This window comes from Actinocorallia sp. API 0066 (assembly GCF_020991275.1).
In the GTDB taxonomy this organism is placed as follows: Bacteria; Actinomycetota; Actinomycetes; order Streptosporangiales; family Streptosporangiaceae; genus Actinocorallia.
Map to the genome: position 1 here is coordinate 220,474 of NZ_JAJLQY010000001.1, position 14,055 is coordinate 234,528.

Below are 14,055 nucleotides of genomic sequence, written 5' to 3' on the forward strand. Positions count from 1 at the left end.
TCCGCTCGAAGGTGCGTGGGTCACCTCCTGTAAGGCTCGTCTTTCAGGGCGGACCGGATGCCTTCGCGCAGCTCCGGGCCGTCGGTCTCGCCGTGCACCGCCACCGCGTGCGCCACGGCCGCCTCGACGACCTCGTCCGGCGTGCCGGAGATCGCCAGCGAGCAGCCGACCTCGCTCGGCCAGGCCCGGCAGTCGACGGTCTTGCGGCCGGAGTCGCGCAGCTCGTGGACGGCCACCGTCTCCAGGTCGTGGAACACGACCGGCCCACGGGCGAGTTCGCGCACCTTCTCGGCGAACTCGTGCGTCTCGGGCAGGGCGGAGTTGTCCTTGGCGGCCACCTGGTCGGGGAACTCCACGAGGAGGCGGTAGTGGTCGGGGCGTCCGACGTCCTTGGCGACGGTCGTCCTGACGGCGGTCCGGCGGCCCTCGGTCCTGGCCGCCCACCCGTCGGCGAGCGCCTCCACCCGGGGCATCTGGGACGTCTCCAGTTCGACGATCTGCAGGAACATGGCTCGTCTCCCTTCGTCGTCGCTCGGTTACCACGATACGCCTGGCGGCCTCGGCGGGCGGATCAGTAGAGGACGGGGCGGAAGCCGAGCTCGGAGGGGGCGAGGCCGTCCAGGAGGCGGTCGATGTGGACGAGGAGTTCGCCGTGGAGGGGCCAGTGGCCCGGGTCGTCGCGGAGGAGCCGTCCCAGGCGCTCCCGGTGTTGTCGTGCCTCCACGAGGAGCTCGTGTGTTGTTTGGCCGAGGCGTCGCCCTGACTCGGCGGAGGGCGCCGTAGCCGTGGCGGCGTACAGGGGGAGGGCACGCGAGAGGGTCCGTAGGGTCAGGCTCAGCTCTCCTCTGACGTCCGTCGCCCACATGTCGCTGCCCAGGCCGGAGCCGTCACGCAGGTGCAGGTAGGTGCGGTCGGCCATACAGCGGGCCAGGCCGCGGATCTTGATCGTGGCGGCCTCCAGGGTGCTCATCGCCGTCCGCAGCGGCGCCGACGGCCCGCCGATCCGCAGCGCGCGCGGGTTCAGCCGGGTGCTGTCGTCGGCCTCGCCGAGCCGCGCCGCGACGTCACGGGCCTTCTCCGACAGCCGCGCGGCCTGCCCCTGCCAGCGCGTGGTGTGCGCGTGGTCGGGCTCCAGGTGCAGGTCGTCGGCCAAATCCTCAAGGAACTGGCCCATGTCCATGGCGAGGCCGCGCAGCGCGTCCTCGGCCGGTTTCACCTTGACGGGCGCCGTCAGCAGCGTGCTCGCCAGGCCGACGCCCGCGCCGATGAGGGTCTCCACCACCCGGCCGAGCGCGGCGCTCTCGGTGGGCAGCCCGAGGATGAGCATCGCGCTGATCGGCACTTCGAGCGTGTGGTCGCCGAGCCGGAACATCCTGCCGACGAGCAGCGCGAGCGCGATGACGAGGCCGAGCGTCCACCAGTGGAACCCCAGCGGCCCGGCGATCAGCACCGCGAGCAGGACGCCCACCGTGACGCTCGCGATCCGCTGGATGGAGCTGGTGACCGTCTGGTAGGCGGTGACCTGGACGATGAGCAGCGCGGTGAGCGGCGCCAGCAGCGGCGGCGGACCGGTGCGCAGCAGGTCCGCGACGAGGTAGGCCACCATCGCGGTGGCCACGAGGCGGAAGGCCGTGGCGAGCGTCACCTCTTCTTGATAGGCGACCCGCGGTCAACGGGGCGTGCGCCGCCCGCCCAAGGTCCGGCAAAGGCGGACCTAAACCCAGCTGTCCAGCCACATCCGCAGATGCCAGGAGTCGTACGGGATGTTCTGTGCGGTGAGCACCGGGTACAGGAACCAGAAGTTCAGCAGCACCAGCAGCAGGTAGGAGCCCGCCACGATCGACCCGGCGACGCGCCGGGACCGGGGCGGCCCGTGCGGCGGCCCGATGATCAGCCCGAGCGTCATGACGATCGCCAGGATCAGGAACGGCAGCCCCGGCAGCGCGTAGAACATGAACATGGTCCGGTCGCCGAAGGCCGACGGGAACCACGACAGCCAGCCCGCCCCGTACCCGACGAGGATCGCGCCCGCGCGCCAGTCCCGGGTCGTCATCCACAGCACCACCATGATCGCCAGCGCGGCGATGCCGATCCACCAGATCGCGGGGGTGCCGATGCCGAGGATCTCCCGCGAGCACTTCGCCGCGCCGCAGCCGGGCGTCTTGTCGTCGTAGAAGAACGCGACGGGACGGCGCAGGATCGGCCAGTCCCACGGCCACGACTGGTAGGGGTGCGCGTCGGAGAGCCCGTTGTGGAAGTCGAGGATCTGCTTGTGGTAGCGGATGAGGTCGGGCGTGCCCTCGAACGGGCGTAGCAGGACGTTGGCGGAGGGCACTCCGCGTCCCCACCCTCCCTTGGTGAGGAGCCAGCCCATCCACGTCGTCCAGTAGGCGATGAGCGGAAGGACCATGAGCCCGAGCACCGTGGAGACGCCGTCGCGTAGGGCGGCGCCCGCGTAGGGCAGTTGGACCTGGGCGGCCCGGCGCGCCGACATGTCCCAGATGAACACCAGCACGACGAAGGCGAGGAGGAACGGGGCAGCCGACCACTTGACGCCGGCGGCCAGGCCGAAGCACACGCCCGCCGCGTACCGCCAGGGGTGGCCGAGCATCGGGCCGTAGGAGAGCGTCGCCTTGGGGTCGCTGTCCACCCTGCGGGACAGCCTGCCGCGCGCCTGGTCGCGGTCGGCGACGAGGCAGGCGAACCCGGCGAGGATCCAGAACATGAGGAAGATGTCCAGGAGCGCGGACCTGCTTGTCACCAGGTGGAGGCCGTCGAGGGCGAGCAGGAACCCTGCGGCGCAGCCGAGCAGCGTGTTGCCCGTCATCCGCCTTGCGACCCGGCACAGGATGAGTACCGACAGCGTCCCGATGAGCGCCGCCATGAAGCGCCACCCGAACGGGGTGACCTGGAAGAGCGCCTCGCCGAGCCCGATCATCCACTTCCCGAACGGCGGGTGGGCGATGAACGCGCCGCCGTCGGTGATCATCTGCTCCGGTTTGCCCTCCATGAAGAGCTTGTCGGCGAGGTCCTCGGGCTCACCGATGACCGAGTGCTCGTAGCCGAACCGCCAAAGCGACCACGCGTCCTTGGCGTAGTACTTCTCGTCGAAGACGATCTCGTGGGGCACGCCGAGCCTGTCGAACCGCAGGAACCCCGCGAAGGCCGTCACCACAAGGGGCAGCAGCCACCCCCACAGCCTGCTCCCCGGCACCTCGGGCGCCAGTCTCTCCCGTACCGACGGCCGCCCGTCGACGGCCCGAACCTGGGTCACAGCCATCCCGACATCGTAGGGTCTTCCCGCCCGGCGGGCGTCCCGGCGGGTGGGAGGATGGGGGCGTGACGGGGACGTTGATTCTGGCGGCGGCGCCCATCGGGCGGGTCGAGGACGCATCGGTGCGGTTCCGGGAGGTGCTGGGCGACGCGGGCGTGGTGGCGGCGGAGGACACGCGGCGGCTGCGGCGGCTGGCGGGCGAGCTGGGGGTGGCGATCTCCGGCCGGGTGGTGTCGTACTACGACCAGAACGAGAAGGCGCGGGCCGCCGAGCTGGTCGGGGAGCTGCTCGCCGGAATCGACGTGCTCGTGGTGACGGACGCCGGTATGCCCGGTGTGTCGGATCCGGGCTACCGGCTTGTGGTGGCGGCGGTGGAGGCGGACGTGCCGGTGACGGTCGTGCCGGGGCCGTCGGCGGTGACGACGGCGCTGGTGCTCTCCGGCCTGCCGACCGACAGGTTCTGTTTTGAGGGGTTCCTCCCGCGCAAGCCGGGGGAGCGCGCCGCCCGCCTCGACGAGCTGGCGAACGAACCGAGGACCATGGTCTTCTTCGAGGCCCCGCACCGGCTCTCCGCGGCCCTGGAGGCCCTCGTGACGGCCTTCGGGCCCGACCGGCGGGCCGCGGTGTGCCGGGAGCTCACCAAGACCTACGAGGAGACCCGTCGGGGCGGCCTCGCCGAGCTGGCGGCCTGGGCGGCGGACGGCGTCAAGGGCGAGATCACCCTCGTGGTCGCCGGGGCGCCGCCGCGCGCGGTGCTGACGGACCCGGCCGAGCTGGCCGAGGCGGTCTTCACCCGCGAGGCGGCCGGGGTGGCGCGTAGGGACGCCATCGGGGAGATCGCAAAAGAGAACGGCGTGCCCAAGAAGGTCGTCTACAACGCGGTGCTCGCCGCCAAGTGACGCTCGGATTCGTCGGCTGAACTCCGCCGACGCCGGGTGAAGGCGTACCCGGCCGCCAACGCCGCCACGGGGGTCGCGGTGACGACGTACCGGTGGTCGAAGTCCACGGTGAGCGGCGGGAACGCGAGCAGCACCACGGCCACCGCCCACGGCAGCCCCGGAAACACCCGCCTGCGCGCGAGCAGGATGAGCGGAAGCAGCAGGACGACAGCCAACAGCGGCCCCCGGACGCTCACCACCGCCTGGTAGCCCCGGATCAGCGTCGCCCACGGGTCCACCACCGACGTCCGGTGTGCGGCGGAAGGGTCGTAGGCCGCTATGACGTCCGCAGGGGTGCCGCCGCCGAGCACGGGCCAGGTCGGCAGCGCGTCGGGACGGGTGGGGAAGTCGTACTTGCGGGCCGTCGCCGGGGTCGGGTGGTCGCCGTGGTGCCAGCCGAACGTCCGGATGAAGAGGTCGTGTCCGACGGTTCCGGCGTAGTCGAGCGGCTGGGCGGCGATCGCCTCCAGCGCGAACCGCTGCGCGTCGGCGTTCACCCGGGGGTCGAACGGCGCGCCGTAGGTCCAGCCGATCGGTGAGGCGGCGTCCCACACCTGGGACGAGGAAGCCTTGCGCGTCGCGGGCGGCCCGGCCGGGCACAGGTACCGCAGTTCCGGTGAGATCCGGTCGCAGTGGACGAACGCCGCGGTCCGCCCCCACAGGAACACACCGTCCGTCGCGGTCAGCGCGTACCGGTCGTTCTCGGCGTGGAACCAGACCGCGTAGCCGCCGAGCGGAAGCAGCCCCGCCAAGGCGACGGCTCCGAGCGCGCGCAGACGGTCTCGCCCGCGCCCGTCCGAGAGCCACCGGAAGCCGAGCCACACAAGGACGATCCCCAGGACGGGCAGCCCGATCGTCCGTGTCATCGTCGCCGCCGCGAGGGACAACCCTGCGAGCGCCTGCCACGGCAGACCCAGGCCGGGCCACAACAGGATCGTCAGAGCAGCGACGAGAAGGAACAGGAACAACGTGTCCGAAAGGAGGAGCGTCTCCAACTCGATGACGTCGCCGTCCAGCAGGATCGCCGACGCCGCCAATGCCGCGCCCCATCCGGGCAGCCCGCGCCGTCGCAGCAGCGCGTACACCAGGACGCCCGTAAGCAGCCCGAGCAGGTGTTGCGCCGCCACCACCGCGCCGACGCTCCCGAGCGGCTTCAGCGCCCACAGGAACAGCCCGTACCCCACCGGGCGGATCGGATGGGCGAACGGCGAGAGCGCGATCTGGAGGTAGTCGAAGGAGTCGTTGAACCACAGCCCCGGCCGGTAGCCCGCCTGGGCGACAAGACGGGCGAGCGCGCCGAGCGCCAGCGCGCTGACGAGCCACGGATGGGCCCGCAGGAGCCTTCCGACCTGCGAGAATCTCTCGGTCACGGACACCCCTCGGACACCGGGCGGCGACACCCGTATTGTTGGTTCCTTCCATCCGTCTTCGACGGGTCCGCGACACCGGGTGTCGCGGTTGGGGGAAAACCCCGCCTCGGGACCGGACAACCGGCACCATAACCAACCTGGCCGCTTTCTACAGCAGGGAGCCGTTCCATGGAGTTGTCCGTGGTCATGCCGTGCCTCAACGAGGCCGAGACCGTGGAGACGTGTGTCCGCAAGGCAGTGGCTTTCCTCGCCGAGCACGGGATCGACGGTGAGGTCGTCATCGCCGACAACGGCTCGACCGACGGCTCCCAGGCGCTCGCCGAGGCCGCCGGGGCGCGAGTGGTGCCCGTGGCGCTGAAGGGGTACGGCAACGCGCTCATGGGCGGGATCAGGGCCGCGCGCGGCACCTACGTCATCATGGGCGACGCCGACGACTCCTACGACTTCACGAACCTCATGCCGTTCGTCACCGAGCTGCGCGCGGGCGCCGACCTGGTGATGGGCAACCGGTTCGAGGGCGGGATCGAGCCGGGCGCGATGCCGCCGCTGCACCGCTACCTGGGCAACCCGGTGCTGTCGTTCGTCGGAAGGCTGTTCTTCGGCTCCAAGATCGGCGACTTCCACTGCGGGCTGCGCGGGTTCCGCCGCGACACCGCGCTGGCGCTCGGCCTCCAGTCGTCGGGCATGGAGTTCGCGTCGGAGATGGTCGTCAAGATGACACTCGCCGACGCGCGGATCGCCGAGGTGCCGACGACGCTCAAGCCGGACGGCAGGTCGCGCGCCCCGCACCTCAACACCTGGCGCGACGGCTGGCGCCACCTGCGGTTCCTGCTGCTGTACAGCCCGCGCTGGCTGTTCCTCATCCCCGGCGTCGTGCTCATGACGCTCGGCCTTGTGGCGGGTGTCGCGCTGGCCATCACGCCGATCGACATCAGGGGCGTCGTCTTCGACGTGGACACGCTCGTGGGCGCGTCGGCCGCTGTCGTCATCGGCTTCCAGGCCGTCGTCTTCTCGCTGCTGACGAAGGCGTACGGCGTCACCGAAGGGTTCCTGCGGCCGGACAAGCGGTCGGCCTGGCTGCTGGAGAAGTGGAGCTTCGAGAAGGGGCTCATCAGCGGCGGCCTCCTGGCCGTCGCGGGCCTCGTCGGTGTCGCGTTCTCGGTGGTGCACTGGCACGGCGCCCAGTTCGGCGAGCTGAACGCGCGCGAGACGCTGCGCATGGTCGTGCCCTCGGCGACGGCCCTCATGATGAGCTGCCAGCTCATCCTGGGCACGGCGTTCCTGTCGATCCTGGGCATCCGGCGCTCCAGCCACCCCGGCACCGACTCGCACGCGCACGAGGAACTCACCCTCGCCGACGCCGCCGTGCCGGGCCAGCGGGAGACCCCGGAGACCGACCTGCACCGTACGTTGCGGTAATACTGCGATACGACTGCGTTAGAACAACAAAGTTCACTTCCCGGATGGGAAGTGGACGCCTTACGGGACAGTGAGCCGATGGACAGGCACCCGGGGCCGCGCGGGCACCGGCCGGCGAAGGAGGCGATCTTGCGTCTGCTCCCTCCGCGCCTTTCCCTTGCCCTGCCCCCGGTGAAGCCGCCTACGCGCGCGCAGGTCCTCGCGTTCGCCGTCCGGCACCGGGTGCTGCTGGTGGCGCTCGCCGTCGCCGCGCTGCTGCGGTTCGTGACGGTCCTGGGCTACCGGTGGGCGATCTGGTTCCCCGACTCCTACCCGTACGTCGAGATCGCCCTGAACCCGCGGCCCGACGTCGTCAGGACCTTCGGGTACCCGTTCCTGCTGCTTCTGCTGCGACCCCTGCACAGCTTCGCCGCCGTCATCACCGTGCAGCACCTGATGGGGCTGGCCACCGCGGTGATCCTCTACGGGCTGCTGCGGCGCCCGCACCTGTTCCGGTTCGGGAGGGCGCTGCCCGGATGGGCCGCGACACTCGCCGTCGCGCCCGTGCTGTTCGACGGCAACCAGATCGAGCTTGAGCACCTGCTCCTGTCCGACACCTACTTCCTGCTGCTGGTGGCCGGTGCCGTCGCGCTCGTCCTGTGGGATTCCCAACCGGCTCCCGGCAAGGTCGTCGCGGCCTGCCTGCTGCTGAGCATGGCGGCCATCACCAGGACGATCGGGCTGCCTCTGCTCATCGTGGTGCTCGTCTTCCTGGCGATCCGCCGGGCGGGCTGGCGGACGGTCGTCGCCGGGACGGCCACCGCGATCGTGCCCATCGCCGCTTACATGACCTGGTACGCGTCGGTGAACGGCCAGTTCCAACTGAGCGGCACGGACGGGGTCTTCCTGTACAGCCGCACCATGACGTTCGCGGACTGCGACAACTTCGGCGACCGGCTTCCGGTGGACGCCTACCCGCTGTGCGACAGCACGCCCCCCGAACAGCGCAGGGCCTCGCACTTCTACGTGTGGGAGGAAAGCCAGATCTTCCGGTACCCCGGCGGCATCTTCGACCCGTACAAGAGCGAGCTGGCCAGGACGTTCGCCAAGGAGGCGATCGTCGCCCAGCCGGGCGACTACTTCACCACGTTCCTCACCGACTTCGGCCGCACCTTCCGGTGGGACCGGCCGGTCTACCCCGACCCGAAGACGTACGGCTACTACCTCTTCCCCAAGGAGTCGCAGCCCTACTGGCCGGGCCGGGACGCCTCCATGGCGCGCTATGACGTCCAGCCGGAGGCCACCCGGGTGGTGGAGCCCTTCGCGGGCTTCATGCGGGGCTACCAGAAGGTCGTCTACCTGCCCGGCACGGTGTTGGGCGTCCTTCTCCTGGTGGCCCTGGCCGGTGTCGTCTCGCGCTGGCGTGAGCTGGGCGGCGTCATCCTGCTCCCGTTCGGCTTCGCCCTCGCCCTCCTCGTCGTGCCCCCGGCGACCGTCCTGTTCGACTACAGGTACGTCCTCCCGGCCGTGCCCTTCGCGACGGTCGCCGCGGCCATCGCGCTGCGGAACCTGCACACCTGGTACCGGTCGCGGAACCGCCCGGACCACCCGTCCAGGACCCCGGAAAACGATACGACTTACGTCACCGTCGGATAAATCCGTCATTTCCGGCACAGGGAACAATGTGCATTAATGGGATTCCCCACGGGAAATCGGGCGATTCCCGGCCGGGCCCCCGCGACGTGGACTTGCCGGGCTGTGGATAACCGATTCGGCGTTGGCGGCGGGCGACCGTAGGCTTGGGGCATGTCCCGTCACATCCTCACCGCGCCGGCTTGGCCCTACGCCAACGGGCCGCGCCACATTGGGCACGTCTCCGGGTTCGCGCTGCCGTGCGACATGTTCAGCCGCTACCAGCGGATGATCGGGAACCAGGTGCTCATGGTGTCCGGCACGGACGAGCACGGGACCCCGATCCAGGTCCAGGCCGACAAGGAGGGCGTGACCGCCCGCGAGCTGGCCGACCGGTACAACCGCGTCATCGTCGACGACCTCGCCGGGCTCGGCATCGCCTACGACCTGTTCACCAGGACGTCCACCGAGAACCACTACACCGTCGTCCAGGAGATCTTCAAGGGCCTGCACGACAACGGCTACATCTTCACCGAGACCACGATGGGCGCGATCTCGCCGTCCACCGGCCGCACCCTGCCCGACCGGTACATCGAGGGCACCTGCCCGATCTGCGGCTACGACGGCGCCCGCGGCGACCAGTGCGACAACTGCGGCAACCAGCTCGACCCGATCGACCTCATCGACCCGGTCAGCCGGATCAACGGCGAGAAGCCCGAGTTCGTGGAGACCGAGCACTTCATGCTCGACCTCGCCGCCTTCACCGAGGTGCTCGGCCGCTGGCTGCGCGGCAAGGAGGGCCAGTGGCGCCCCAACGTGCTGCGCTTCTCCCTGAACCTGCTGGACGACCTGCGGCCCCGCGCGATCTCCCGCGACCTCGACTGGGGCGTCCCCATCCCGCTGGACGGCTGGCGCGACCAGCCCACCAAGCGCCTGTACGTGTGGTTCGACGCCGTCATCGGCTACTTCAGCGCGTCCGTCGAGTGGGCCCGCCGCCTGGGCGAGCCCGAGCGCTGGCGCGAGTGGTGGCAGAACCCCGAGGCCCTGTCCTACTACTTCATGGGCAAGGACAACATCGTCTTCCACTCCGAGATCTGGCCCGCGATGCTGCTCGGCTACAGCGGCGAGGGCGACAAGGGCGGCGAACCGGGCTCGCTCGGCAAGCTCAACCTGCCCTCGGAGGTCGTCTCCAGCGAGTACCTGACGATGGAAGGCAGGAAGTTCTCCTCCTCCCGCCAGGTCGTCATCTACGTCAGCGACTTCCTGGAGCGCTACGACGTGGACGCGCTGCGGTACTACATCGCCGTCGCGGGCCCCGAGACGCAGGACACCGACTTCACCTGGCAGCAGTTCGTCGACCGCAACAACGGCGAACTCGTCGCGCAGTGGGGCAACCTGGTCAACCGGTCGGTCTCGATGGCCGCCAAGGAGTTCGGCGCGATCCCCGAGCCGGGCGCCCTCACCGAGGCCGACACCGCGCTGCTGGAGCACGCCAAGGCCGCGTTCGCGAAGGTCGGGGCGGAGCTGGGCCGCTCCCGCTTCAAGAACGCCATCACCGCCGCGTTCGACGTGGTGCGCGAGGCCAACCGGTACCTGGCCGAGCAGGAGCCGTGGAAGATCAAGGACGACGCGGTGCGCAAGGGCACGATCCTGTTCGTCGCGCTCCAGGTGGTGCACGACGCCAAGACGCTGCTGACGCCGTTCCTGCCCAACAGCTCGCAGAAGGTCTTCGAGATGCTCGGCGGCACCGGCGTGTGGTCCGGCATGCCCGAGGTCCGCGAGGTGTCCGAGGGCGCGCGCGCCTACCCCGTCATCACCGGCGACTACTCGGTGGCGCAGGCCCGCTGGGAGCACCTGCCGATCACGGCGGGCACCCCGCTGCAGCGGCCCGTCCCGCTGTTCCCCAAGCTCGACCAGAGCGTGGTGGCGGAGGAGCTGGCGCGCCTTGGCGGCTGACACCGCGAAGAAGCCCAGGCCCGTCCCGCCGACGCCCCGGCTGCCCGTCGCGGTGTTCGACGACCACTGCCACCTGGACATGCTCGACATGCCCGTGGCCGAGGCCGTCGAACGCGCGCGGGCCGTCGGGGTCAGCCGGATCGTGACGATCGGGTGCGACCTCCCGTCCTCGGAGTGGGCCGCCAAGACGGCGGCCGAGCACCCCGACGTGTACGCGGGCGTCGCCATCCACCCGAACGACACCAAGGGCCTCACCGACGACGTGCTGGCCCGCATCGCCGAGCTGGCGCGCGAGCCGAAGGTCGTCGTGGTCGGCGAGACCGGCCTCGACTACTACCGCGACCACGCCACGCCGGACGAGCAGCGGCGCGCGTTCCGGGCGCACATCGCGATCGCCAAGGAGTCCGGCAGGGCCCTCATGATCCACGACAGGGACGCGCACGCCGACGTGCTGCGCCTCCTGGACGAGGAGGGCGCGCCGGAGACCGTGGTGTTCCACTGTTTCTCCGGCGACGCGGAGATGGCCCGGGTCTGCTCGGACAAGGGCTATGTGATGAGCTTCGCCGGGAACGTCACGTTCAAGAACGCCCAGCCGCTCCGTGACGCCCTCGCCGTCGCCCCGCTCGACCTGATCCTCGTCGAGACGGACGCGCCGTTCATGACGCCCGTCCCGCACCGGGGCAAGCCGAACGCGTCGCACCTGATCCCGCACACCGTCGAGCTGATGGCGTCGGTCAAGGGAGTCCCCGTGGACGAGCTGTGCGCGGCCATCGCCGCCACGGGAAAACGAATCTACGGCTTCTGAGGGGTAAACCCCGCGCCATCGGGGAACGTCCTTCTTCACGAGTCACCGGTGCGGGGGTGTTCATCCCCCGAGTCACCCCCGTACCGGTGGACACGCCGCACACCCGGACGTTACGCCGTCATGTTGTCACTCTGCGTGTCGGTCCCGCTAGGCTCCGGGCGTGACTCGTAGTGCGCGGCATGCGGCCGGACGGCCTCCGAGCTTCGTCATGCCCCTGATAGCCACCGTGTTCCTCGTCGGTATCGCCGCCGGGGGTTGGAACCTGTTCTCGCGGGAGCCCGAGGTCGTGCCGGTCGCGCTGGCCGGTGACCACGCGGTGCTCCCGGCGCAGAAGGACGTCAGCTCCGCGGCCGCCGCCGCGCCCGGCACCGGCGGCGGTGCCCCGGTCCTGCCGGACGGCGGTGTGCCGCTGCTGCCGCCGGACGTCGCGGGCGCGCCCCCCGGCGCCGTCCCGCCGCCCGCCGTCGAGTTCGACGACCCGGCCCGCGTCGCCGCCCCCGAGCCGAAGACGGCGGTGCAGCCCGCCGAGAAGGGCGGCGGCCCCCTCGCCCTGCTCAACCTCCCCAAGCTGCTGCCGAAGGAGGCGACCGAGCTGAACCTCCTGAACCTCCCGGTCGCCGACCTCAACTGGGGCGCGGTGGCCCGCTGCGAGTCGAACAACGACCCCGAGCGCATCACCACCAGCGGCCTGTACGGCCTCTACCAGTTCTCCCGCGAAACCTGGGAGTCCGTAGGCGGCACCGGCCTCCCCTCCCACGCCACCCCCGAAGAACAGACCCGCCGAGCCCAACTCCTCTACGAAAAGCAGAACGGCTGGCAGACCACCTGCGGCAAACTCCTCTACTCCGACGAGTGACGCCCGTGCCGTGCGCGCGCGGGACGGCTACCGGAGCGCGGCGAGGTCGATCACGGTGAACCCCTCGCCGGTCCGATAGACGATGGTGTCGCTGTCCGGGCTGTTGTAGACGTACTCCGCCAGCGGGACGACGGCCTCGCCCACCCGGCCCGTCTCCAGGTCGATGATCCGCAGCCGGTCCCGCACCTCCTCGGGATCGTCCGGGCCGGTCGGGCGGAGCACGAGGAAGTGGTCGGCCTCGGGAAGCGTCCCGCCGTAGGTGTACTCGGTGTGCTCCTCCGTGCCGGACGACCCCGTGGGGTGGTGCGCCGTCGCGCCGACGAGTCGCGCGGAGCCGTCGCGCCGGACCATGTCCGCGCCGAGCGAGCACCACACGACGCCGCAGGCGGCCCCGGCCGAGGCGGGCGCGGTGAGGGCGGTGCCCCGGACCTCGCCCGTCTCCACGTTGCGGATGCGCTGCCCGAAGAAGGGCCGTCCTGCGGCGTCGCCGTGGCTGGGGATGTCCGCTTCGGTCACCCAGGGCCAGCCGAGCACGATCTCGCGGACGCCGCCCCTGTGCACCCGCACGGAGCCGTCGGCGAGCGCGGCGGCGGAGAGCGCGGGTGGGGCGTCGCGCCCGGAGGCCCAGATCGCGCGTCCGTTCACGAGGGTCAGGCTGTGCGGGGACCCGGAGACCTTCCAGCGGTGTTCCGGCGGGCCGGGGGTGACGGGACGCGCGAAGACCACGGAGTCGTCGGTGTCCCAGTGGTCGGCCTGCCAGGCGACGTAGCCGTCGCCCGCGACGATCCGGCTGCTGGTCGTGCTGTGCCGCTTCGGCTGGTGGAAGTCCGTGACCTTCGTCGCCTTACGCGTCCGTATGTCGTAGGCGTAGAGGGCCTTCGGCTGGGTGACGCCCTCGCCTCCCCAGTCGTCGGGGACGGGCGCCCAGCTCGCGGCCACCACGGTGTGCCGGTCGAGCATCGCCAGCGGGGTGATCCGCACGCCGTCCGGCAGGGTGCGCGGGACCCGGTGGACGGCGTCCGGCCACAGCTCGTCCAGCGGGACGGCGGGGGCGGGCGTGAGCACGGTGGGCGCGGGCTCCGGGCCGTCCCGGTGCAGGGCGCCGAACGTGCCGAGGACGACGGCGGCGGCCGTCGCGGCGGAGAGCGCGGCGAGCCTGCGGCGGCGGCGGTGGTGCCAGGTTTGTTGGGCTTGGGTGGCGAGGGTGGGTGGGGGGGTGGGGGCGGATTCGGCGTGGGTGTGGAGGGAGCGGGTGAGGGACTGCTCCAGGGGGGATCGGGGCGGGGTCATCGGGGGCTCCCTTCGTAGTGGGGGGTGTAGGCGGCGCGGAGTTTGTCGAGGGCTCGGCTGGCCTGGCTGCGGACGGTGCCTCGGGTGATGTTGAGGCGGGCGGCTATCTCGTCGTCTGACAGGGCCTCGTAGTAGCGCAGGACAAGGACGGCGCGTTGACGGCGGGGGAGGGTGGCGAGGGACTGCCAGAGCGCGTCGTCGGGTGGGGCGGGGTCGTGGTGGGGCGCGTCCGGGACGGCGGACGTGAGGGTCTCGCGGCGGGTGCGGCGCCACAGCGAGATGTGGTGACGGGCCATCGTGGTACGGACGTAGCCTTCCGGGTCCTTCTTGCGCAGCACCCGCGACCAGGAGGCGCGTAGCCGGATCAGTGCCTCCTGGACGAGGTCGGCCGCGTCGTGCGGGTTGCCGGTGAGGACGTAGCCGTACCGGAGCAAAGCGGGCGCGCGGGATACCACCCAGTGCTCAAAATCGAGCTCCGCGTCCGGTTCCGCCCGATCGGACTCGCCTGTCGCGGTTCCTGCGTGATCCAAGGCGTT

General features: G+C 71.0%; 12 protein-coding genes. 6 read left to right on the top strand and 6 right to left on the bottom strand.

Annotation, left to right across the window (positions count from 1 at the left end; all coding sequences use genetic code 11):
- Nucleotides 1–20: 20 nt before the first annotated feature.
- The 3 genes from LO762_RS00990 to LO762_RS01000 form a co-directional block, all read right to left on the bottom strand.
- Nucleotides 21–509: a DUF1059 domain-containing protein gene (locus LO762_RS00990; protein ID WP_230611551.1), complete on the bottom strand. Its 489-nt coding sequence runs from the start codon at nt 507–509 to the stop codon at nt 21–23.
- A gap of 62 nt (nt 510–571) precedes the next feature.
- Nucleotides 572–1,645 carry an aromatic acid exporter family protein gene (locus tag LO762_RS00995; protein WP_230611556.1) on the bottom strand — a complete coding sequence of 358 codons (1,074 nt, stop codon included), beginning with the start codon at nt 1,643–1,645 and terminating at the stop codon, nt 572–574.
- Between the two features lie 69 nt (nt 1,646–1,714).
- Nucleotides 1,715–3,280 carry a dolichyl-phosphate-mannose--protein mannosyltransferase gene (locus LO762_RS01000; protein WP_230611560.1) on the bottom strand — a complete coding sequence of 522 codons (1,566 nt, stop codon included), beginning with the start codon at nt 3,278–3,280 and terminating at the stop codon, nt 1,715–1,717.
- Between the two features lie 59 nt (nt 3,281–3,339).
- Here LO762_RS01000 and rsmI point away from each other — a divergent pair, with 59 nt between their 5' ends.
- The gene (rsmI, locus tag LO762_RS01005; protein ID WP_230611562.1) at nt 3,340–4,173 is read left to right on the top strand and encodes a 16S rRNA (cytidine(1402)-2'-O)-methyltransferase; all 834 of its coding nucleotides are present in this window, start codon (nt 3,340–3,342) and stop codon (nt 4,171–4,173) included.
- On the opposite strand, the gene LO762_RS01010 is transcribed toward rsmI, so the two are convergent.
- Nucleotides 4,146–5,582 carry a phospholipid carrier-dependent glycosyltransferase gene (locus LO762_RS01010; protein ID WP_230611567.1) on the bottom strand — a complete coding sequence of 479 codons (1,437 nt, stop codon included), beginning with the start codon at nt 5,580–5,582 and terminating at the stop codon, nt 4,146–4,148. The genes rsmI and LO762_RS01010 overlap by 28 nt on opposite strands.
- Before the next feature lie 168 nt (nt 5,583–5,750).
- Here LO762_RS01010 and LO762_RS01015 point away from each other — a divergent pair, with 168 nt between their 5' ends.
- The 5 genes from LO762_RS01015 (at nt 5,751) to LO762_RS01035 (ending at nt 12,229) form a co-directional block, all read left to right on the top strand.
- A complete protein-coding gene (locus LO762_RS01015; protein WP_230611569.1) occupies nt 5,751–7,001 on the top strand; it encodes a glycosyltransferase family 2 protein in 1,251 nt (416 codons plus the stop codon).
- Nucleotides 7,002–7,130: 129 nt separating this feature from the next.
- Nucleotides 7,131–8,636 carry a hypothetical protein gene (locus LO762_RS01020; RefSeq protein ID WP_230611571.1) on the top strand — a complete coding sequence of 502 codons (1,506 nt, stop codon included), beginning with the start codon at nt 7,131–7,133 and terminating at the stop codon, nt 8,634–8,636.
- 150 nt (nt 8,637–8,786) lie between these two features.
- Nucleotides 8,787–10,568, top strand: a complete 1,782-nt coding sequence (metG, locus tag LO762_RS01025; protein WP_230611573.1) for a methionine--tRNA ligase — start codon at nt 8,787–8,789, stop codon at nt 10,566–10,568.
- On the top strand, nt 10,558–11,373 hold the full coding sequence (locus LO762_RS01030) for a TatD family hydrolase (RefSeq protein WP_230611575.1): 816 nt from the start codon (nt 10,558–10,560) through the stop codon (nt 11,371–11,373). Before metG ends, LO762_RS01030 begins: the two co-directional genes overlap by 11 nt.
- A 160-nt stretch (nt 11,374–11,533) precedes the next feature.
- Nucleotides 11,534–12,229, top strand: coding sequence for a transglycosylase family protein (locus tag LO762_RS01035; protein WP_230611577.1), 696 nt, complete (start codon nt 11,534–11,536; stop codon nt 12,227–12,229).
- Between the two features lie 27 nt (nt 12,230–12,256).
- On the opposite strand, the gene LO762_RS01040 is transcribed toward LO762_RS01035, so the two are convergent.
- Nucleotides 12,257–13,519, bottom strand: coding sequence for a hypothetical protein (locus LO762_RS01040; RefSeq protein WP_230611579.1), 1,263 nt, complete (start codon nt 13,517–13,519; stop codon nt 12,257–12,259).
- Nucleotides 13,516–14,049 carry a SigE family RNA polymerase sigma factor gene (locus LO762_RS01045; protein ID WP_230611581.1) on the bottom strand — a complete coding sequence of 178 codons (534 nt, stop codon included), beginning with the start codon at nt 14,047–14,049 and terminating at the stop codon, nt 13,516–13,518. Before LO762_RS01045 ends, LO762_RS01040 begins: the two co-directional genes overlap by 4 nt.
- Nucleotides 14,050–14,055 lie beyond the last annotated feature (6 nt).

Coding starts and splice junctions, on each gene's coding strand:
- LO762_RS01040 (WP_230611579.1), bottom strand. CDS start 13,519: ATGACCCCGCCCCGATCCCCCCTGGAGCAGTCCCTCACCCGCTCCCTC.
- LO762_RS01015 (WP_230611569.1), top strand. CDS start 5,751: ATGGAGTTGTCCGTGGTCATGCCGTGCCTCAACGAGGCCGAGACCGTG.
- LO762_RS01000 (WP_230611560.1), bottom strand. CDS start 3,280: ATGGCTGTGACCCAGGTTCGGGCCGTCGACGGGCGGCCGTCGGTACGG.
- LO762_RS00990 (WP_230611551.1), bottom strand. CDS start 509: ATGTTCCTGCAGATCGTCGAACTGGAGACGTCCCAGATGCCCCGGGTG.
- metG (WP_230611573.1), top strand. CDS start 8,787: ATGTCCCGTCACATCCTCACCGCGCCGGCTTGGCCCTACGCCAACGGG.